Source organism: Yoonia sp. (assembly GCF_046292185.1).
Classification (GTDB): Bacteria; Pseudomonadota; Alphaproteobacteria; order Rhodobacterales; family Rhodobacteraceae; genus Yoonia.
The window spans coordinates 1-17,362 of the sequence record NZ_JBKBQY010000073.1; the positions used below are offsets into that span (position 1 = coordinate 1).

The window sequence follows — 17,362 nt, forward strand, 5'->3', positions numbered from 1 at the left end:
ATGACAAGCCCGGCGCGATGGACAAGCTGATGTCCCATTAAGGAGCGGATGATATGACACAACCCACACAAAAGATCGTCGCTTTCATCGATGGGTCGATCTATTCGGAAAGCGTCTGCCACAACGCCGCGTGGATCGCCGAACGCACCGCTGCGCCGGTCGAACTGATCCACGTTTTGGGTCCGCGCGATACATCCGGCAAGCGCGATCATTCCGGTGCCATCGCGCTGGGCGCGCGCACCGCATTGCTGGAAGAACTGACAGAACTCGACGCGCAACGCTCCAAACTGATGAGCCATCGCGGCCGCGCCATTCTGGATGACGCCCGTGCCATTCTGGACAAGGACGGCGTCACTGACATCAACACGCGGCTGCGCCATGGCGACGTGGTCGAGGCGGTTTCCGAAGTTGAAGGCGATGCGCGGGTCATCATCGTCGGCAAACGCGGTGAGGACGCCGATTTCGCCAAGGGTCATCTTGGGTCCAATCTGGAACGGATCGTGCGCACAAGCCAGAAACCCGTCTATGTTGCTGCGCGCGCCTTCAAACCTGTGAACAAGGTGCTGGTCGCCTTTGATGGCGGGGCCTCTGCAATGAAAGCGGTCGATCACATCGCGCGCAGCCCGGTGTTTCAGGGGCTGACCATTCATGTCGTCACCGTCGGCAATGAAACGCCAGAGGTGCGCAAAGGTCTGGAAAACGCCAAGGCCATGCTGAAAGCCGCAGGTCTTGACGCGCAGACATCCGTGCTGCCCGGTCAGCCGGAAAAGGCGCTGGCAGATCTGGTGGAACAGGACAATTTCGATATGCTGGTAATGGGTGCCTACGGCCATAGCCGGATCCGCAGCCTGATCATCGGATCGACCACCACTGCGATGATCAGGGCCTGCAAGGTGCCGGTCGTTCTGATGCGATGACCGGCGGTGCAGGGGCGGTTGCCGCCCCTGCGCGTTTCAGATGATCGCGTGCCGCATCCTTGACGATACCCATTCGCTGACCACCACAGTGCCGAGGATCAGCAGTAGGATCACGCTGATCTGACCCCATGCCAGCGTATTGAGCGAGGCGTTCAGTTTCAGCCCGATTCCACCGGCACCGACCAGCCCGAGTATCGCGCTTTCGCGGATATTGATATCCCAGCGGAACACGGTGATCCCCCAGAAGGCCGGCATGATCTGCGGCACAATCGCATAGCTCAGCACCTGCGCGCCGCTGGCCCCTGTCGCGGTGACCGCTTCGATCTGTTTGGCGTCGGTTTCCTCAATCGCCTCATACAGCAGCTTGCCGATGAACCCGATTGACCGTAGCGCGATGGCGATGATCCCGGCCAGCAGCCCCGGCCCAATGATGGCCACCAACAACAGCGCCCAGATCAGCGAATTGATTGACCGCGACGCCACGATGATGAACAACGCGATGGGGCGCAGGATCAGCAGTGATGGCGATGTGTTGCGCGCGGCCACAAAGGCTATCGGCACCGCCATGACGACGCCACCCAATGTGCCCAGAGTGGCGATGTTGATCGTATCCCACAAAGGTCCCATCAGTTCAGGCAGATAGGACCAGCGCGGCGGCATCATCCGGCTGCCGATATCAGCGGCTTGGGTCGGGGCATCCCAGACGAAGGCCCACATCGTGCGTGCGGTCATGACCTGCCAGCAATAGACGACCAGCGCGACAAGGGCCAACCAGCCGCCCCACAACAACAGCCGGGCGCGCGGGGTGCGATAGGTCCAGACTTGGGAATGATGGGACAATTCGGTCATTGCAGAAACTTTCGCAGGTAGCTGGAGCTGTATTCCGCCACCATCACGATCCCGATGATGATCAGAAGGATCGCTCCGGCGCTGTCATATTCATAGCGGCTGATCGCGGTGTTCAGCGTGGCACCGATGCCACCGGCACCGACGATCCCGATCACGGCGGATTCGCGGAAATTGATATCGAGCCGGTACAGCGACAGCCCGATCAGGCGTGGCATGACCTGCGGCTGCACCGCATAATTGACGACTTGCCACCAAGAAGCACCGGTGGCGCGCACCGCTTCGGCTTGGGCTTCCTGAATCTCTTCGATATCATCTGCCAGCAGTTTGGCGATGAAACCGATAGTGGCAAAGGACAGGGTCAGGAAGCCCGCGAAAGGGCCGAACCCGAACATCGCCACCAGAAAGATCGCGATGATGATTTCCTGCAAGGCGCGGCTGACCGCGATGATCGACCGGCAGATCGCATAGACCCAGCGTGGGGCTATGTTGCGGGCTGCCCCGATCCCGATGGGCACCGATATCGCCACGCCGACCACAGTTGAGGTCAGGGTCATCGTCAGGCTTTCGACCAGCCCGTTGCTGATATCACGCCAGCGGCTGGTGAAATCCGGTTGCAGAAAGCCCATGATGAACCGCTGACCGCGTTCCAGACCTTCGTAGACCCGGGCCCAGTTCACATCGACGGTGCTGATCGCCAGCACCAGATAGACAACAATGCCGATCTGTATGGCGATCCGCCAGCGCCGGTCCTTGATGATCTGCGGCGGGCGCTTCCAGCGGGTGGGATAGGTGCTGCTCATACGACCAGCGCCGCAATCCGGTCACGCGCATCGGCCTCGGCTGCGGTCTGTTCCTCGTCACCTTTGCGCATCGCGTTCCAGTCTTCCTCGCCATAGATCGTGGTCAACGCGCCTTGGGTCAGCTGTTCCGGCGGGCCGTCAAAGACCACACGCCCGGCGCGCAGGCCGACGATGCGCTGCATGAATTGCTGCGCCAGGGGCACGTCGTGGATGTTCACGATGGCAGGCAGACCACGTTCGGCGCAAATCTCGATCAGCAGGCGCATGATCTGGCGCGATGTCTTTGGGTCAAGGCTGGCGGTTGGTTCATCAACCAGCAGCAATTCGGGGTCCTGCGCCAGCGCACGGGCGATGCCGACTCGCTGGCGCTGGCCACCGGACAGGGCATCGGCGCGTTTGTCGGCATGTTGGATCAGGCCGACACGATCCAGCAGCGCATAGGCACGGGCAATGTCATCGGCAGGAAATTTGCGCAGATAGCTGCGCCAGAACGGGACATAACCGAGCCGCCCCGAAAGGACGTTTTCCATCACCGTCAGCCGCTCAACCAGCGCATATTCCTGAAAGATCATCCCGATCCGGCGGCGTTGCTGGCGCAGCTCGCGCTTGCCCAGACCGACGAGGTCGACATCATTCAGCAGCACCTTACCGCCCGTGGGTTCAACCAGCCGGTTGATACAGCGGATCAGCGTGGATTTTCCCGCGCCGGACGGGCCAATCAGTCCCATGATCTGGCCTTTGGGAACATCCAGCGTCACATCGGACAGCGCGGTGTCGCCGGTTTTATAAGTCTTGGACAAGCCTTGGAGGGTCAGCATCGCAGGTTCCTGACAAAAGAAATGACGCGGGCGACACCTGCCGCCCGCGTCCGGTAAGGTGGTGTCGTTATTGACAGTTGTATTCCACGCCCATTGCCGCATCGATCTGGCGGATCACCGACCAGTTTTCCTGAAAGGTGATCGGGATGAACTGCGATTCACCGGAATTGCTGAATTCTTCTTCCATCGCGGTGCCGGTCCAGTCGAAGGAAAAGAAAGCCTCGGCGACTTTTTCCTGCAGCTCGGGGTGCAGGTTATAGACGGTGCCATACCCGGTCGTCGGAAACGTGTCAGAGGTGTAGATGATTTCCAACTGGTCGGGACGCACGACGTCGCGGGCTTCCATGCGGATACGCACCGAATTGGCGATTGCGGCAGCGTCATAGTCACGGTTGGCAACACCGAGGATCGAATTGTCATGCGCGCCAGAAAAGGCGCTTTCGAAATCAGTGCCAGCGACAAGTCCGAATTCGGATTCCAGCAAGGCGGAAGGTGCCTTGAAGCCAGAATTCGAGGTTTCGGAGGTGAAGGCCAAAGTGCGGCCCGCAAGATCGGCAATTTCGGCGATACCGCTGTCAGGATAGGTGATGATTTCCATTTCATAGCCGAATGACCCGTCTTCGCTGGCCATCATCGCAAAAGGACGAAAACCGGCACAGGCGACGGCCAATGGGTTCGACCCGGTGTTGAAACCGGCGACATGCAGACGGCCCGCGCGCATCGCTTCGATCTGCGCGGCATTGGACTGGACGGGGAAGAATTGCACATTCTTGCCTGTCAGTTCTTCCATGTGGTCAAGGAAGGGCTGCCAGACTTCGGCATAGACGGCAGGGTCTTCCACAGGTGTGTAGGCAAAGACCAGGGTTGCCGGGTCCAGCCATTCGGATTCGTCGGCGGGGATATCGGCGATCAGGTCGCCGTCGTTATCGACGAAACGGTCAGACAGGGCGAATTCCGCAAAGCTGGGCGTCGCCAGCACGACAGCCATGGCGGTCAGTGACGCAATCATTTTCATAGAAAAGTTCCTTTTGCAGCAGCAGGGGTGATGCGTTGTCCCTGACCGCCGAATGAAACAGTCCCGTAAAGTAATTATGATGTTTTTGTAAAAGGCGCAGGCGCAGTGCAAGCTGCAGGATCAAGCTCTGGCGCGTTTGTGCAAAAGTGATGTGACAGCATGGCCCCAGGACGGGAGGACGGTCTTATCCGCCTTCGGTTTCGATATTCATCTCTGCGCCACAATGTTTGCAGTGGATCGCATCGGGGTCATGCAGCAAAAGCCCGCATGAGCCGCATTTCTGGCGTACTTTCGGCGGCTGAAATACCGATTGCAAAAGATGCAGGAACAAGCCGACTCCTACGATCAGGATCGCGATTGACAGCCAGCGCCCGGGTGTGCCTACCAGAACGATATCGCCAAACCCTGTCGTCGTCAGCGCAGCCATCGTGAAATAGAGTGCATCGACCCAGGTGTCGATATCGGGGTTCACCCTTTGTTGTGACGTATGCACCAGACCGGACACGATAAAGATGAACACCGTCAGATTGACACTGCGTTGAATGACTTCTTCATTGCGGCGGAAAAACCGGCTGTCGTCGCGGAGTTCCTGCAAGACGCGGTAGGACCGCAGTACCCGCAATGCCCGCAGCACCCGCAGGAACGCGAAATCGCCAAAGCTTTGCGATGCCACCAAACTGACGATCACGATGACATCGGCCCAGTTCAACGGCTCCCGCAGCATGAATTTGCGCGCGCTCGGGGCGATCATCCAGCGCGCGATCAGATCGGCCAGCACGATCAGCGCCAACAGCAGGTTAAGGGCTGGGAAGTCATGCGCGGTGCCAAAGACGCTGGTGATGACATAACTGCCGATGATCGTCAGATCGAAAACCAACAGCCCCAACCGAAAGCGCAATCCTGCTTTGCTACGCCCATGGTAAAGCTCATAAAGCGTCCCGCGCAGGGGAGCAAAATGCCCTTCGAATCGTTGTTTTGCCATCTAGTTTGTCGCACCTTGCAGGGCATGAGTTGCGCGTGATCTGCTAAGTATATGCAGAATAATGATTTTATTCTACGGTTCAATTGAAAATCCATGGCCGATAGGCTAGACGCGTCACTTCATCTGTATCTGCCACGCTAGTGCAGATAAATAATCAGGAAGGGATCGATAATGACAGATCACACCGAACCGGGCGATGACGCGCCCGAAGTCGAAGCAATTCCCGAACCCGAGGGCAACACTGAAATTATCGAGACCGATTATGACATCGGTCAGGATAATTTCAGTGGTGCCGTCGCGCTTGAACTCGACCTGCACAAGATCGTGTTCTCAGTATCAGCGGTCTCCATCATGGTGTTCACGTTCCTGACGCTGGCGTTTCAGAACCAGGCCGAGCCGCTGTTCGTCGGTCTGCGTGACTGGCTGACCGCCAATCTGGATTGGTTTTTCCTGAGTGCTGGGAATATCTTTGTGCTGGTGTGTCTGGGGCTGATCATATCGCCCTTGGGCCGCGTGCGCCTTGGCGGGCCGGATGCAACGCCTGATTATGGCTATGTCGGCTGGTTTTCGATGCTGTTCGCCGCCGGCATGGGTATCGGGCTGATGTTTTTCGGTGTGTCCGAACCGATGGGTCATTTCGATGCCGCCTTGGCCGGTATCACACTGGGCGAAGACGGATTGCGCACTGACTGGGCACCGCTGGGTGGCGCCGAAGGCAATATTGAGGAAGCCCGTCGTCTGGGCATGGCTGCCACGATCTTTCATTGGGGTCTGCACCCTTGGGCGATCTATGCGGTGGTCGCGCTGGCGCTGGCGCTGTTCAGCTACAACAAGGGGCTGCCGCTGACGCTGCGGTCCTGTTTCTACCCGATCTTTGGTGAACGCGTCTGGGGCTGGCCGGGACATGTCATCGACATTCTAGCGGTGCTGGCGACGGTCTTTGGTCTGGCGACATCTTTGGGGATCGGCGCGCAACAGGCGTCTGCTGGTCTGAACTTTCTGTTCGGTCTGGGCACTGGCAATTCGATGCTGATCCTGCTGATCATCGTGATCACGCTGATCGCCATCGGGTCCATCGTCCGCGGCCTTGATGGCGGTGTCAAAGTTCTGTCCGAGGTGAACATGGGTCTGGCAACATTGCTTTTGCTGTTCATCATCATCGCAGGGCCGACTGTCGCGATCCTGACCGGGTTCTGGGGCAATCTGCTGGCTTACGGTCAATACCTGCCTGCCTTGTCGATGCCCTTTGCGCGCGAGGACGCGAACTTTTCTCAAGGCTGGACCGCGTTCTATTGGGCGTGGTGGATCAGCTGGTCACCTTTCGTGGGTATGTTCATCGCGCGTGTCAGCCGTGGACGGACAGTGCGTGAATTCCTGATCGGCGTGCTGATCGTGCCGACCTTATTGTCCGTGCTCTGGATGACCGCGCTGGGCGGCACCGCCATCGGTCAGGTGGTGAACGACGGCTTTACCGCCGTGCAGGATGCAGCGCTTGAACTGAAACTGTTCGAAATGCTGACCCAGCTACCGCTGACGGCCATCACGTCCTTTGTCGGGATCGTCCTTGTCGTGGTGTTCTTTATCACCTCGTCGGATTCGGGCAGCCTTGTGATCGACACGATCGCGGCAGGCGGCAAGACCAACGCGCCGGTAATCCAGCGCATATTCTGGGCCAGCTTCGAGGGCGCGGTTGCCGTGGCACTGCTGCTGGGCGGTGGGCTTGCGGCGTTGCAGGCCATGGCCGTGTCGGCGGGTTTGCCATTCACGATCGTGCTGCTGGCGGCCTGTTATGCTGTCGTGCGCGGGTTGATGAACGAACCGCGCTGACCAGTATCCCCCGGCGCTGTCTGTCAGACGGCGCCGGGCTCCGGTTGTAAACAAACATCTGTGAGCTTACCTGCTGTTGTAACCTATGAACAAACAGGAAGGCCCGCTTTATGCTCTATGTCGATATCCCTACATCCGCCGAAGTCACGAAACTCGCATCCACCCGAGGAGAGGCTTTGGTCAGCATCTATCTGACCACCACGCCTGAGACTCAGCATATCGACGCGGCGCGTACCCGCCTGAAACAACTGACCACTGATGCTGTCGCGCAACTGGAAGAAGCGGGCGCAGCCAAGCGCACGATCTGGCCGATCGAAGAACAACTGCATGACCTGATGGATGATGACGATTTCTGGCGTGTCCAGGCCAACGCGCTGGCGATCTTTGTCACGCCCGACAGTTTGCGCAGCTACCGTCTGCCCAATCAACTGAGCGAAACTTTCAACGTCTCCGACCGTTTTCACCTCAAGCCGCTGCTGCGCGCCGTGTCGATGCCTCAGCACGCATTCGTGCTGGCACTGGCCGAGGATGAAGTCCGCGTGATCGAATTGCTGGGCGACCAGCCTGCACAGGAAATCAAGGTCCCGAACCTGCCCAAGGATGCCGGATCCGTCGCAGGCACCGCGAATGTGAACTCGCGCAACTATTCGGGCCGGCTGGGCGGCGGTGAAGGCCAGAAGCATCATTTGCGCCAATATTGCCGCCAGATCGACAGCGCCCTGCGCGGGTTACTGTCGGGCCGGTCCGAACCGCTGATCCTTGTCGCGACGCAACCGCTGCTGGCGATGTATCAGTCTGTGAATAGCTATCCGCATCTGGCCGGAACGGCGATCGAAACCAGCCCGGCCCGTATCGCGCCCCATGATCTGGGCAGCGACGCGCGCAAGGTCGTTGATGAAACCAACGCCGCCATGGTGACGGAAATGAACGCCCTGTTCACCACGCGCGAGGCTGATGGCCGCGCCACAACCGATACCGCCGATGCCGCCCGCGCGGCGACCTTTGGTGCGGTTGAGGTTCTATTGGTCGATATTGACGCTGCCGTCCCTGGTCTTGTCGATGAAACCTCTGGTGCCGTGACTTTTGACAAGGAATCCAGCGCCGTCAGCTATGATGTCGTCGATGAAATCGCGGGCCGCGTTCTGGCTCATGGTGGCCGTGTGCTTGCCGTGCGCAAGGATGACCTGCCCAACAACGCGACACTGGCCGCGATCCTGCGCTACGCGGTCTGACCACAGACGATGGGGCCGGATCAGGTCCGGCCCATTTTGCTGCCACCGGGGGATCGATGATCATGCTGGGCATTCTGGTGATCACCATCGCCCTGATCGCGCTGATTGTGCTGGCCTATCGCGGGATCAGCCTGCTGCTGCTGGCCCCTGCCATGGCGATGCTGGCGGTGCTGTTGGCCGAAGGCGGGCCGCTTCTGGCCAGTTACACCCAGATTTTCATGCGGGCGACAGGTGGCTTTATCATCCAGTATTTCCCGCTGTTCCTGCTGGGTGCGGTGTTTGGCAAGCTGATGGATGCCTCTGGTTCTGCCCGCGTGCTGGCGGGCGGTATCATCCTCCGGCTGGGGTCGGGGCGCGCGGTTTTGGCGGTGGTCTTGTCCTGTGCCGTGATGACCTATGGCGGCGTGTCGCTGTTCGTCGTGGCCTTCGCCGTCTGGCCCATCGCCGCCGCCCTGTTCAAAGAGGCAGGCCTGCCCCGCGTCCTGATCCCCGCGAGCATCGCGCTGGGCGCTTTCACCTTCACCATGACAGCATTGCCCGGCACGCCCGCGATCCAGAACGCGATCCCGATGCCCTATTTCGGGACCACGCCGTTTGCGGCCCCCGGATTGGGGTTGATCACGGCGGTGTTGATGCTGGGCCTCGGCTGGCTCTGGCTGGAATATCGTGTGCGTCGGCTGGGGCCGGGATATGGCACGGACGACGCGCAGCAGATCAATCACACCGCTGGCGATCCGCCGGGCATCACGGTTGCCGCCTTGCCGCTGGTGCTGGTCTTTGTCCTGAATCTTGTGTTCACCTTCGTCGTGATACCGCGGATGGGTACGGCCTATCTGTCTGACCCCGCGTTCGGCAGCACCGATATTGATGCTTTGCGCGGCGTCTGGTCAATCATCGCCGCCCTTACCTTGTCCTGCGTGGCGCTGGTGGTGTTGAACTGGGGCAGGCTTGCGTCGCGCATCGGTGTGATCCTTGACCGGGGTGCGCAGGATTCGCTGCAACCGATTTTCAACACCGCATCGCTGGTGGGATTCGGGGCAGTGATCGCCTCGCTCGGCGCTTTTGGGCTGATCCGCGACTGGGTGGTCACGGTGGGTGGCGATAACCCGCTGATATCGCTGGCCATCGGCACCAGCCTGCTGGCGGGCATGACAGGGTCGGCATCGGGTGGGATGTCCATCGCCCTTGCAACCTTGGGTGATGCTTACCTAGAAATGGGCAGTGCGGCGGGCATTTCCCCCGATTTGCTGCACCGGGTGACGGCGGTGGCCACGGGGGGGCTGGACGCGCTGCCGCATAACGGGGCGGTCATCACCCTGCTGACCATTTGCGGTCTGACCCACCGCGAGGCATACAAGGATATCGCGGTCGTCGCCGTTGTGATTCCGGTTATGGCACTTGTCGTGCTGGTGGCGCTGGGCACGATCTTTGGCAGCTTCTGAACACTTTGAAAGTCGTCGCCATGACCATGCCGCAACTGTTGATCTTTGCTATTCTGACCGCAACCATGGCGTTGTTTCTGTGGGGGCGGTTCCGGCACGATGTCGTGGCCCTGTCCGCGCTGATGGCGTCTGTGGTGGCCGGTTTGGTCACGTCCGAGGATGCTTTTGCCGGTTTCGGTCATCCTGCCGTGATCACGGTCGCCTGCGTACTGGTCCTGAGCCAGGGTTTGCAGAACACCGGGGCGGTGGACTGGATCGCGCGCAATGTGCTGCCGCGCAACGCAGGCCGGGTGACAAGCCTTGCCGCGTTGATGGGGCTGGGCGCGCTGTTGTCGGGTTTCATGAACAACGTGGGTGCGATGGCGCTGCTGATGCCGGTGGCCGTGCAATTGTCTGGCAGGCTTGAACTGACCCCAGGGCAGGTGCTGATGCCCCTGGCATTCGGCACGATCCTTGGCGGCATGACCACGCTGATCGGTACGCCGCCCAATCTGATCGTCTCGGGCTTTCGTGCCCAGGCAGGGCTGGGCCAGTTCGCGATGTTCGATTTCGCGCCGGTCGGTGTGGCGGTCGCGGTGGCGGGGGTTGCGTTTATCGCGCTGTTTGGCTGGCGGCTGGTGCCTGCGCGCAAATCCGGTGCGGACGGTGATTTCGCCACCGGCGCCTATATGACCGAAGTCCGCGTGCCCGATGACAGCAAGGCCAATGGCATGACGCTGCGCGCCTTTGAACGCGAAATCGACGACAGCGAGGCGCAGGTCATCGGCCTTGTGCGCAACGAGGTACGGATGACCGCGCCGCATGGCGGCAGGCGCATCCGCGGTGGCGATATTCTGGTGCTGGAGGCTGATGTCGACGCACTGGCCGAGGCGCTGTCTGTCTTCGGCATCAAGCTGGAAGAAGAAGGATCATCAAAGCCCGACGAAGAAAAGCCCAAGAAAACCGTCAAGGATGATGATAGCGCGGATGACGACAAGCCAAAGCGCGACGAAGACATCGTTCTGCGTGAACTGGCGGTGCTGCCCAATTCGACGATCATGGGCCAGTCGGCCAAGGACCTCAGACTGCGCACACGCTATGGGTTGAACCTGCTTGCTGTCTCGCGCCAAGGCCACAGGCCCCGCGCGCGGCTGCGTACCATGAAGCTGAAATCGGGTGACCTGCTGCTGATGCAAGGCCCCGCAGAGGTGATCGCCGATTTCATCAACGACAGCGGCTGCGTGCCTTTGGGTGAGCGCGAATTGCGGATTCCTGACAAACGCATGGCGCTGATTGCAGGGGCGATCATGCTGATCTCGGTGGGGGTCGTGACCTTGGGCCTGTTGCCTGCGGCGGCGGCCTTTACCATCGGGGTGATCGCCACGATGCTGTTTCGCACCGTACCCCCCCGGTCGATTTATACCGCGATCGATTGGCCGGTGATCGTGTTGCTGGCGGCATTGATTCCGGTTGCCGGCGCATTGCAGACAACAGGGGCGGCCGATGTGCTGGCGCAGTTTCTTGTCGGCACGATTGCGCAGGGCAATCCGATCATCGCGCTGGCCGTGGTGCTGATCACTACGATGTTTCTGTCGGATGTGATGAACAATGCCGCCACCGCCGCCGTGCTGTGCCCCATCGCCATCGGGATTGCGGCCTCGTTGGGGGTCAGCCCCGACAGTTTCCTGATGGCTGTGGCGATAGGGGCGTCCTGCGCCTTCCTGACGCCCATCGGGCACCAGAACAACACATTGATCCTTGGCCCCGGTGGTTTTGGCTTTGGCGATTACTGGAAACTCGGGCTGCCGTTGGAGGCTATTGTCGTTGTCGTGGCACTGCCGCTTTTGCTGATCATTTGGCCTCTGTGATATCGGCCAACAGTCGGTCGGGGGCGATGCCGCGCTTTTCCGCGCTGGCGCGCACGGCCTGCTGCAAGGCGCCGCTTCGTTTGAGCAGCCGCCGGAACCGGTTCTCGTCCAGCATCAGCAAGGTTGACGGCGCAATCGCACGCACCAACGCCCGGCGTGGGCGTTGCATCAGGATCGCCATCTGGCCGAACATCTCTCCCGGGCCAAGACGCCATGTCTGGCCTGCGACCTGCAGTTCCACCGCCCCGGACGCGATGAAAAACACGCTTTTCGAGGCGTTATCCTTGCGGATCAATATGTCATCCGCATTGGCATAGCGGGTCTGGAAGGCGCGCCCAAGTTGTTTCAGCGTGGCATCATCAAGATCTGCGAACAGCGGCAATTGCCGCACCAGCTCGGACCGTTGCGGGGCGATGTCGAGCCTTGGCCGTTGTTCAGCGGCAGCGCGGCGCGCCGCGAGATCCAAGGACAGATTGGTGTAAACCTCTGCCCCGATCAGCCCATCATCACGCATCGTGGCATATTCGCGTTCTTCCAGTCGCAGGGCGGTACGGCGGATGAAACGGCGTTCAAGCTCTTCCGCGTAACCCGGATATTGCAGACGCAAACCTTCCAGCGCGGTTTCGACGGCTTCGGTCCGCCGCGTCAGCAGTTCCTGCAGCAGATCGGCAACCCGCCGTCCGTGAATGCGTCGGATACGCCCATCGATAAAAGAATCCACGTCGCGCAGGATCAGGCGTTGTGACAGCAGAAATTCGAACCGGTCCGCGGTGATCCGCGCCAGCGGCGCAGAGAATTTCAGTCGGTTATGCAGGAAAACAGCCAGCCGGAAGGCCCGGTCATATGTCACCGATCGTTTTGCGGCGCGTTGATAGCCGCTGCGCCCGCCGGTCCGTGCGCCTTCGATCAGGCGTTCGGAATCGGCCAGCACCTGCTCGGCCATCCGCGATGAAATCGTCCGTTCCCGCACACGTTCAAGGATCGTGTCGCGTTCATGACCGGCCAGCGCGATCAGCCCCAGCGTGATCCGGTCACGGTCCAGGATATTGGCGCTTTCCTCGGCGTCCTTGACGGCGTCGTCCAGCCTTTCGCCAAAGCGTTTCGCCTCTGACCGGATAATCTCGCGGCTGAGTTCATAGTTTTCAGTGGTGCGCGCGACATCCTCGCGCACTGTCTGCAGCGCGACGGCGACGACCTGCCGGGACAACGCCTCATCGATCGGCGACAGCCGGTCCAGACCCAGCCGCGCGATGACCCAGCGCAGGGTGGACCCCTGCACGATCAGGGTGAACAATGTGAAACCCGTGGCAAGAATACCGACGACGCGCTTGACCTCAACCGGCACCCGGACGCTTTCGGTGACCGCCAGCGCCAGCGCCAGCGTGACTGCGCCGCGCAAGCCCCCCCAAAGGATGGCGACGCGATAAGGCCGGTCGACGGCGGGCGAGGCACGCAGTAAGGTCAACAGCGGCAGCAATCCGAACAGGACAACGACACGCGCGGCAATCGCTGCTGCGATCACCACGGCGATCATGGCGAAATCCGTGAACCGTACGTCTTCCAGCAAGCGCGGAATGAACAGGGCCGCGAGGATAAAGATCAACGCGCCTGCCCAATGCGCAAGCAGATCCCAGACCTCGCGCAGGTTGGTCCAGGCCTGTGGCGGCAACCGCCCCGGCCCGGTCAGGTTCAGTGTCAGTCCGGCGGCGACCACAGCGATCACGCCCGAAGCGCCAATCAGCTGTTCAGCACCGATAAAGGCCAGATAGGGCAGCGCCACCGAGATCGAGATCTGCGCGAGCTCGAACCGGATGAAAAGCGCCATCAGCCACACCGCGATCCGTGCAGCCAACCACCCTGACACCGCCCCGCCAAAGATCAACATCGGAAACTGCGCCAGCGCCTCGCCCAGATTGGGGTCGGGCACGCCCAGCATCACAAACCCCATGAACAGCCCGAACAGCGCAATCGCGGCGGCGTCATTCAGCAGGCTTTCGCCTTCGATGATCCGTGTCAGACGCTGTGGCGCAGAGATGGAGCGGAAGATCGACACCACGGCCGACGGATCGGTTGTCGATACAATCGCACCGACCAGCAGACAGGCGGCCAGCGGCAGCGCCGATATCCACGAAAGGGCATAGCCGACACTGAACGTCGCCACGACTACGGCAACGACCGCCAGCACGATGATGGGCACCCAATCATCCAGCATCCGCCGCAGGTTCATCCCCAACGTCGCCTGAAACAGCAGCGTTGGGAGGAAGACGTAAAGGAACACATTCGACCGGATCGGCAGGCCAAGGATCGCCTCGGCTGCCGGGTTCAGCGCATTTGTCAGATTTGTGCGCAGCAGAACGATTGCACTGGACGCAAGCGCCATCCCAAGCACCGCCAGAATAACGGTATAGGGCACGCGCAGACGGTCTGCCAGCGGCTCTGCAATGCCGATGATCAGAAAAAGCGAGGCGATAACCGTTGTGATCAGAATGATGTCCATCTATCTGAATTATCACATGATCAGGGAAATGCATGGGCAAAGCGCCGCATTGCGGCATGATAAAGAAGAATTTATTTGTAAATTTTTCGCCTGTCACCGAATTGGCGCACCCGCCTGCGCCACGCGCGATAGCTGCCTGGGGCCAGCTCAGTCCGCATCAGTACTTTGACCTGATCCGGTGACAACCCGTGCAGGTTTCGGATCTGGGCAAAACTGGTGTGATCGGACAGCGCCATTTCGATAATCTCGCTGATCGTTGCCGCATCCAGGGCGCGGGTCATGCGGCATCTGCCTTGCGGGCATGGCCCATGTAAAGCACTGCCGTCAGCGGCAATGGCCCAAAGGTCAGATCAAGCCGCCGGTTCACCCCGCGTGGCCCGAGCCCGGTGAACCGCCCCGGCACCAGCCCCGCCGCCCGCAGCGCCGCCCGCAATTCGCGCGGTTTGATGAACATTGTCGGATCATGCGTACCCCTTGGCAGCAGGCGCAAAATATCCTCGGCCATTGTGATCGTTGCAAAGCGCGCCAGAGGGTTGCGGTTGATTGTGTCGAATAGGAACAGGCCACCGGGTCGCAATATGCGCGCAACCCCGGCCAGCACCTTCTCCAGATCGGCGACATGTTCCAACACATCGACGCAGACCACCGCGTCAAAGCTGGCGTGATCATAAGGCAGCGCCTCGCCCACGCCGGTGTCATAGCCGATGCGCAGCCCTTCGGCCTTGGCATGGCAGCGGGCGGCCTTGATCGCATCGCGTGCGGGATCGATGCCAGTGACATTGGCACCGCGTTTCGCCATCGCCTCGGCCATGAAACCGCCGGCACAGCCCAGATCCAGCATATCCTTGCCCTGCCAGTCGATCAGCCGGTCGAAATGTTTCAACCTGCCGGGGACAAGGTTCTTCAGCGTCCGCACCCAGCGGATATCATCCGACCACCATTTGTCGGCATAGGTGTCATAAATGGTCAGATCATTACGCATTGGTCTGGCTCAACAGATCATCCGCAATCGCCGTGCCGCTGGTCCAGGCATCCTCGACCCTTGGCCCAAGGCACCAATCGCCCCCCAGATAAAGCGTCGCATCGGCGCTGCGCAGAAACGGCGCGCCCAAGGCCTGCGTGACAAAGGCATACCGCCAGCGATGCGCGCTGGCATAGCTGACGTGATCGGGACTGGCACCCAGACGGCCCAGCAACAAAGGCAGCATCAATGAGGCAATCTCTTCCTTGTCACTCTCCAGATGTTCCATACTGAAGGCCGCGCTGGCCTGCGCGACCCATCCGGTGGCACCCTGAGGGCGGGCCGGTTTGCTGCTGTCCTGCGCGATCCACGCCAAATCCGCATCAGGGTCACGCGCTGTGATGAAGGGGGCAGCGCCAGTGATCGCCGCCATCAGCGTCAGGTTGGGCGCATAGCTGACGCCAGCGAGGCGCCGGGCGAGGGAGTGATCAGCCCCCAGCAAATCCGTCACCTGTGGCGCAGGTACGGTGACAACCACCCGCCGCGCCGTCAGCCGCGCATCACCGACCTGCACCTGCCAGCCGTCACCCTGCGGTACCAAGGCGCTTACCTGCATGTTCTGCTGCACCGGCACGCCTGCGCCCAGACCCTTGGCCAATGCTGACATCCCCGGCACCCCGACGATGCCGTCCTGCCAAGGACCGGCCTGCCCGGCAGTGGTCAGATCGGCCAGAACCTTGGCGAAAACAGCACCTTCAGCGCTGACATATTGCGCGCCGTGATCGAACGTCAGCACATCGGTCCGCCGGGTGGCCATGCGCCCGCCGATACCGCGCCCCTTGTCCAGCACGATCACGGGCCAGCCCCCATCGCTCAGCCTGCGCGCGCAGGTCAGCCCTGTGATCCCCGCGCCGATGATGATCACAGGGTTCATACGTGCACCTGATCGGCAATGATCTGCGGGATCTGTTTTCTGACCTTGAAGAACCCCGCCGTCGCATGCGGCCAGATCGCGCCGTCCCAATCGCGCCGCCATTCCGCCAGCGTGATGCCTTGCGCTTGCAGGTAAGGTGCTGCCTGCTGCAGCCAGTCATAGATCGGTCCGCGCGTGACATAAGGCGTGACGATCTGGGTCGCGCCAGCCGATGCCGCCCAGTTTGCGAGCGTGTTGGGATGATCCGCGCGCAACATCACGGGCTTCTGGCCTGCACGGCTGGCGGCATCGCTCAGCGCGTCTGCCTCAAACCGCAGGATCATGTCAGCGACGGGCAGGGGGGATCGCAGATGACCTGCCAACAATGTTGCGCATGTGCAGATATCCAGACCGGCCAGGTCGAACGCCTCTGCCCAGCAATCCTCGTCCGTGATCAGCAATGCGGTTGGTACACCAGTTTTGGGCGCTGTCACATCGCGCAGGGCCAGCACGGATGGCAGGCCGTCAGGCTCGGTCGTCTCCAGCCCTTGCGTCACATCAGCCAGATCAACGGGGCGCGGGCGAAAGCGGCCATTGGTAAAGGTCGTGATATTGTCAGCGCGCGCCGGATAGGGCTTGCCGCGCGTATGCAGCCCTGCCGCCCAACGCCAGCCGAGCGTATTGGATGCCGCATCGCCATCCAGCAGATGGCGGTAAAAGAAATCCGCGCCCAGCCGCCACGGCAAACCCAGCGTGAAGATCCAGATTGACGCGAACCACATCCGCGCGTGGTTGTGCAGATAACCGGTCTCGACCAGTTCCACCGCCCATGCGTCGAAACAGTCCAGCCCGGTCTGGCCATCCATCGCCCTTTCCAGGTTCCGCCGCAGTTTGCGGTCACGGTCCAGTGTCGCCAGATCGGCCTGCACGCCTGCCACATAGCTGTCCCAGACCTGCGGGCGGCGTTCCAGCCAGCCTTTGAAATAGCCGCGCCAGATGATCTCATCGATAAATTTTTCCGCAGTGTCGGGGCCATGGGCGGCAATCGCGGCCTGCACCACCTCCGCTTCGGTCACCAGACGGCGGCGGATGTAGGGCGACAGTCGCGACACGGCCTTATGCGCGCCTGGCCCGTGATCGTAATTACGCCCGTTGGCATAGCGTTTGCCCATCGCAGGGACGAAAGCCTGCATCGCGGCAAGGCCAGCGGCACGGGTGGCGGGAAATTCGGTCATTGTGAAAAGGTCCTGATATGATCACTG

General features: G+C 60.9%; 15 protein-coding genes. 5 read left to right on the top strand and 10 right to left on the bottom strand.

Going from position 1 to position 17,362, the window contains the following annotated elements; all coding sequences use genetic code 11:
- Positions 1-53: 53 nt before the first annotated feature.
- Complete coding sequence (locus ACK4TM_RS12925; RefSeq protein WP_409701933.1) at positions 54-917, top strand: universal stress protein; 864 nt, start codon at positions 54-56, stop codon at positions 915-917.
- A gap of 36 nt (positions 918-953) precedes the next feature.
- Here ACK4TM_RS12925 and phnE (ACK4TM_RS12930) read toward each other — a convergent pair whose 3' ends face one another.
- The 5 genes from phnE (ACK4TM_RS12930) to ACK4TM_RS12950 all read right to left on the bottom strand — a co-directional run bounded on the left by phnE (ACK4TM_RS12930) (position 954) and on the right by ACK4TM_RS12950 (position 5,381).
- A complete protein-coding gene (phnE, locus tag ACK4TM_RS12930; RefSeq protein ID WP_409701934.1) occupies positions 954-1,766 on the bottom strand; it encodes a phosphonate ABC transporter, permease protein PhnE in 813 nt (270 codons plus the stop codon).
- Positions 1,763-2,566 (bottom strand): phosphonate ABC transporter, permease protein PhnE, encoded by an 804-nt coding sequence (gene phnE / locus ACK4TM_RS12935; protein ID WP_409701935.1) that lies wholly within the window; start codon positions 2,564-2,566, stop codon positions 1,763-1,765. The genes phnE (ACK4TM_RS12930) and phnE (ACK4TM_RS12935) overlap by 4 nt, the downstream gene beginning before the upstream one ends.
- Positions 2,563-3,384: a phosphonate ABC transporter ATP-binding protein gene (phnC, locus tag ACK4TM_RS12940; protein WP_409701936.1), complete on the bottom strand. Its 822-nt coding sequence runs from the start codon at positions 3,382-3,384 to the stop codon at positions 2,563-2,565. Before phnC ends, phnE (ACK4TM_RS12935) begins: the two co-directional genes overlap by 4 nt.
- A gap of 67 nt (positions 3,385-3,451) precedes the next feature.
- Complete coding sequence (gene phnD, locus ACK4TM_RS12945; protein ID WP_409701937.1) at positions 3,452-4,399, bottom strand: phosphate/phosphite/phosphonate ABC transporter substrate-binding protein; 948 nt, start codon at positions 4,397-4,399, stop codon at positions 3,452-3,454.
- A 184-nt stretch (positions 4,400-4,583) separates the two neighbouring features.
- Positions 4,584-5,381 carry a potassium channel family protein gene (locus ACK4TM_RS12950; RefSeq protein ID WP_409701938.1) on the bottom strand — a complete coding sequence of 266 codons (798 nt, stop codon included), beginning with the start codon at positions 5,379-5,381 and terminating at the stop codon, positions 4,584-4,586.
- 171 nt (positions 5,382-5,552) lie between these two features.
- Here ACK4TM_RS12950 and ACK4TM_RS12955 point away from each other — a divergent pair, with 171 nt between their 5' ends.
- From ACK4TM_RS12955 to ACK4TM_RS12970, 4 genes are all read left to right on the top strand, one after another.
- Complete coding sequence (locus ACK4TM_RS12955; protein ID WP_409701939.1) at positions 5,553-7,208, top strand: BCCT family transporter; 1,656 nt, start codon at positions 5,553-5,555, stop codon at positions 7,206-7,208.
- Positions 7,209-7,318: 110 nt separating this feature from the next.
- Positions 7,319-8,440, top strand: coding sequence for a hypothetical protein (locus ACK4TM_RS12960; protein ID WP_409701940.1), 1,122 nt, complete (start codon positions 7,319-7,321; stop codon positions 8,438-8,440).
- A gap of 62 nt (positions 8,441-8,502) precedes the next feature.
- Positions 8,503-9,882, top strand: coding sequence for a GntP family permease (locus tag ACK4TM_RS12965; RefSeq protein WP_409701941.1), 1,380 nt, complete (start codon positions 8,503-8,505; stop codon positions 9,880-9,882).
- 20 nt (positions 9,883-9,902) lie between these two features.
- Positions 9,903-11,729 (top strand): SLC13 family permease, encoded by a 1,827-nt coding sequence (locus ACK4TM_RS12970; RefSeq protein WP_409701942.1) that lies wholly within the window; start codon positions 9,903-9,905, stop codon positions 11,727-11,729.
- Here ACK4TM_RS12970 and ACK4TM_RS12975 read toward each other — a convergent pair.
- From ACK4TM_RS12975 to ACK4TM_RS12995, 5 genes are all read right to left on the bottom strand, one after another.
- A complete protein-coding gene (locus ACK4TM_RS12975; protein WP_409701943.1) occupies positions 11,713-14,226 on the bottom strand; it encodes a cation:proton antiporter in 2,514 nt (837 codons plus the stop codon). The two genes, ACK4TM_RS12970 and ACK4TM_RS12975, sit on opposite strands and share 17 nt — an antisense overlap.
- Before the next feature lie 71 nt (positions 14,227-14,297).
- Positions 14,298-14,507 (bottom strand): DUF2805 domain-containing protein, encoded by a 210-nt coding sequence (locus ACK4TM_RS12980; protein ID WP_409701944.1) that lies wholly within the window; start codon positions 14,505-14,507, stop codon positions 14,298-14,300.
- Positions 14,504-15,208: a bifunctional 2-polyprenyl-6-hydroxyphenol methylase/3-demethylubiquinol 3-O-methyltransferase UbiG gene (ubiG, locus tag ACK4TM_RS12985; RefSeq protein WP_409701945.1), complete on the bottom strand. Its 705-nt coding sequence runs from the start codon at positions 15,206-15,208 to the stop codon at positions 14,504-14,506. The genes ACK4TM_RS12980 and ubiG overlap by 4 nt, the downstream gene beginning before the upstream one ends.
- Positions 15,201-16,121, bottom strand: coding sequence for an NAD(P)/FAD-dependent oxidoreductase (locus tag ACK4TM_RS12990; protein WP_409701946.1), 921 nt, complete (start codon positions 16,119-16,121; stop codon positions 15,201-15,203). The genes ubiG and ACK4TM_RS12990 overlap by 8 nt, the downstream gene beginning before the upstream one ends.
- Positions 16,118-17,335, bottom strand: a complete 1,218-nt coding sequence (locus ACK4TM_RS12995) for an FAD-binding domain-containing protein (RefSeq protein ID WP_409701947.1) — start codon at positions 17,333-17,335, stop codon at positions 16,118-16,120. Before ACK4TM_RS12995 ends, ACK4TM_RS12990 begins: the two co-directional genes overlap by 4 nt.
- Positions 17,336-17,362 lie beyond the last annotated feature (27 nt).

What these genes read in the sequence shown, in the direction of transcription:
- ubiG (WP_409701945.1), bottom strand. Translation starts at nt 15,208, where the DNA reads ATGCGTAATGATCTGACCATTTATGACACCTATGCCGACAAATGGTGG.
- ACK4TM_RS12990 (WP_409701946.1), bottom strand. Translation starts at nt 16,121, where the DNA reads ATGAACCCTGTGATCATCATCGGCGCGGGGATCACAGGGCTGACCTGC.
- phnE (WP_409701934.1), bottom strand. Translation starts at nt 1,766, where the DNA reads ATGACCGAATTGTCCCATCATTCCCAAGTCTGGACCTATCGCACCCCG.
- phnC (WP_409701936.1), bottom strand. Translation starts at nt 3,384, where the DNA reads ATGCTGACCCTCCAAGGCTTGTCCAAGACTTATAAAACCGGCGACACC.
- ACK4TM_RS12955 (WP_409701939.1), top strand. Translation starts at nt 5,553, where the DNA reads ATGACAGATCACACCGAACCGGGCGATGACGCGCCCGAAGTCGAAGCA.
- ACK4TM_RS12970 (WP_409701942.1), top strand. Translation starts at nt 9,903, where the DNA reads ATGACCATGCCGCAACTGTTGATCTTTGCTATTCTGACCGCAACCATG.
- ACK4TM_RS12965 (WP_409701941.1), top strand. Translation starts at nt 8,503, where the DNA reads ATGCTGGGCATTCTGGTGATCACCATCGCCCTGATCGCGCTGATTGTG.
- phnE (WP_409701935.1), bottom strand. Translation starts at nt 2,566, where the DNA reads ATGAGCAGCACCTATCCCACCCGCTGGAAGCGCCCGCCGCAGATCATC.
- ACK4TM_RS12980 (WP_409701944.1), bottom strand. Translation starts at nt 14,507, where the DNA reads ATGACCCGCGCCCTGGATGCGGCAACGATCAGCGAGATTATCGAAATG.
- ACK4TM_RS12950 (WP_409701938.1), bottom strand. Translation starts at nt 5,381, where the DNA reads ATGGCAAAACAACGATTCGAAGGGCATTTTGCTCCCCTGCGCGGGACG.
- ACK4TM_RS12960 (WP_409701940.1), top strand. Translation starts at nt 7,319, where the DNA reads ATGCTCTATGTCGATATCCCTACATCCGCCGAAGTCACGAAACTCGCA.
- ACK4TM_RS12925 (WP_409701933.1), top strand. Translation starts at nt 54, where the DNA reads ATGACACAACCCACACAAAAGATCGTCGCTTTCATCGATGGGTCGATC.
- ACK4TM_RS12995 (WP_409701947.1), bottom strand. Translation starts at nt 17,335, where the DNA reads ATGACCGAATTTCCCGCCACCCGTGCCGCTGGCCTTGCCGCGATGCAG.
- ACK4TM_RS12975 (WP_409701943.1), bottom strand. Translation starts at nt 14,226, where the DNA reads ATGGACATCATTCTGATCACAACGGTTATCGCCTCGCTTTTTCTGATC.
- phnD (WP_409701937.1), bottom strand. Translation starts at nt 4,399, where the DNA reads ATGAAAATGATTGCGTCACTGACCGCCATGGCTGTCGTGCTGGCGACG.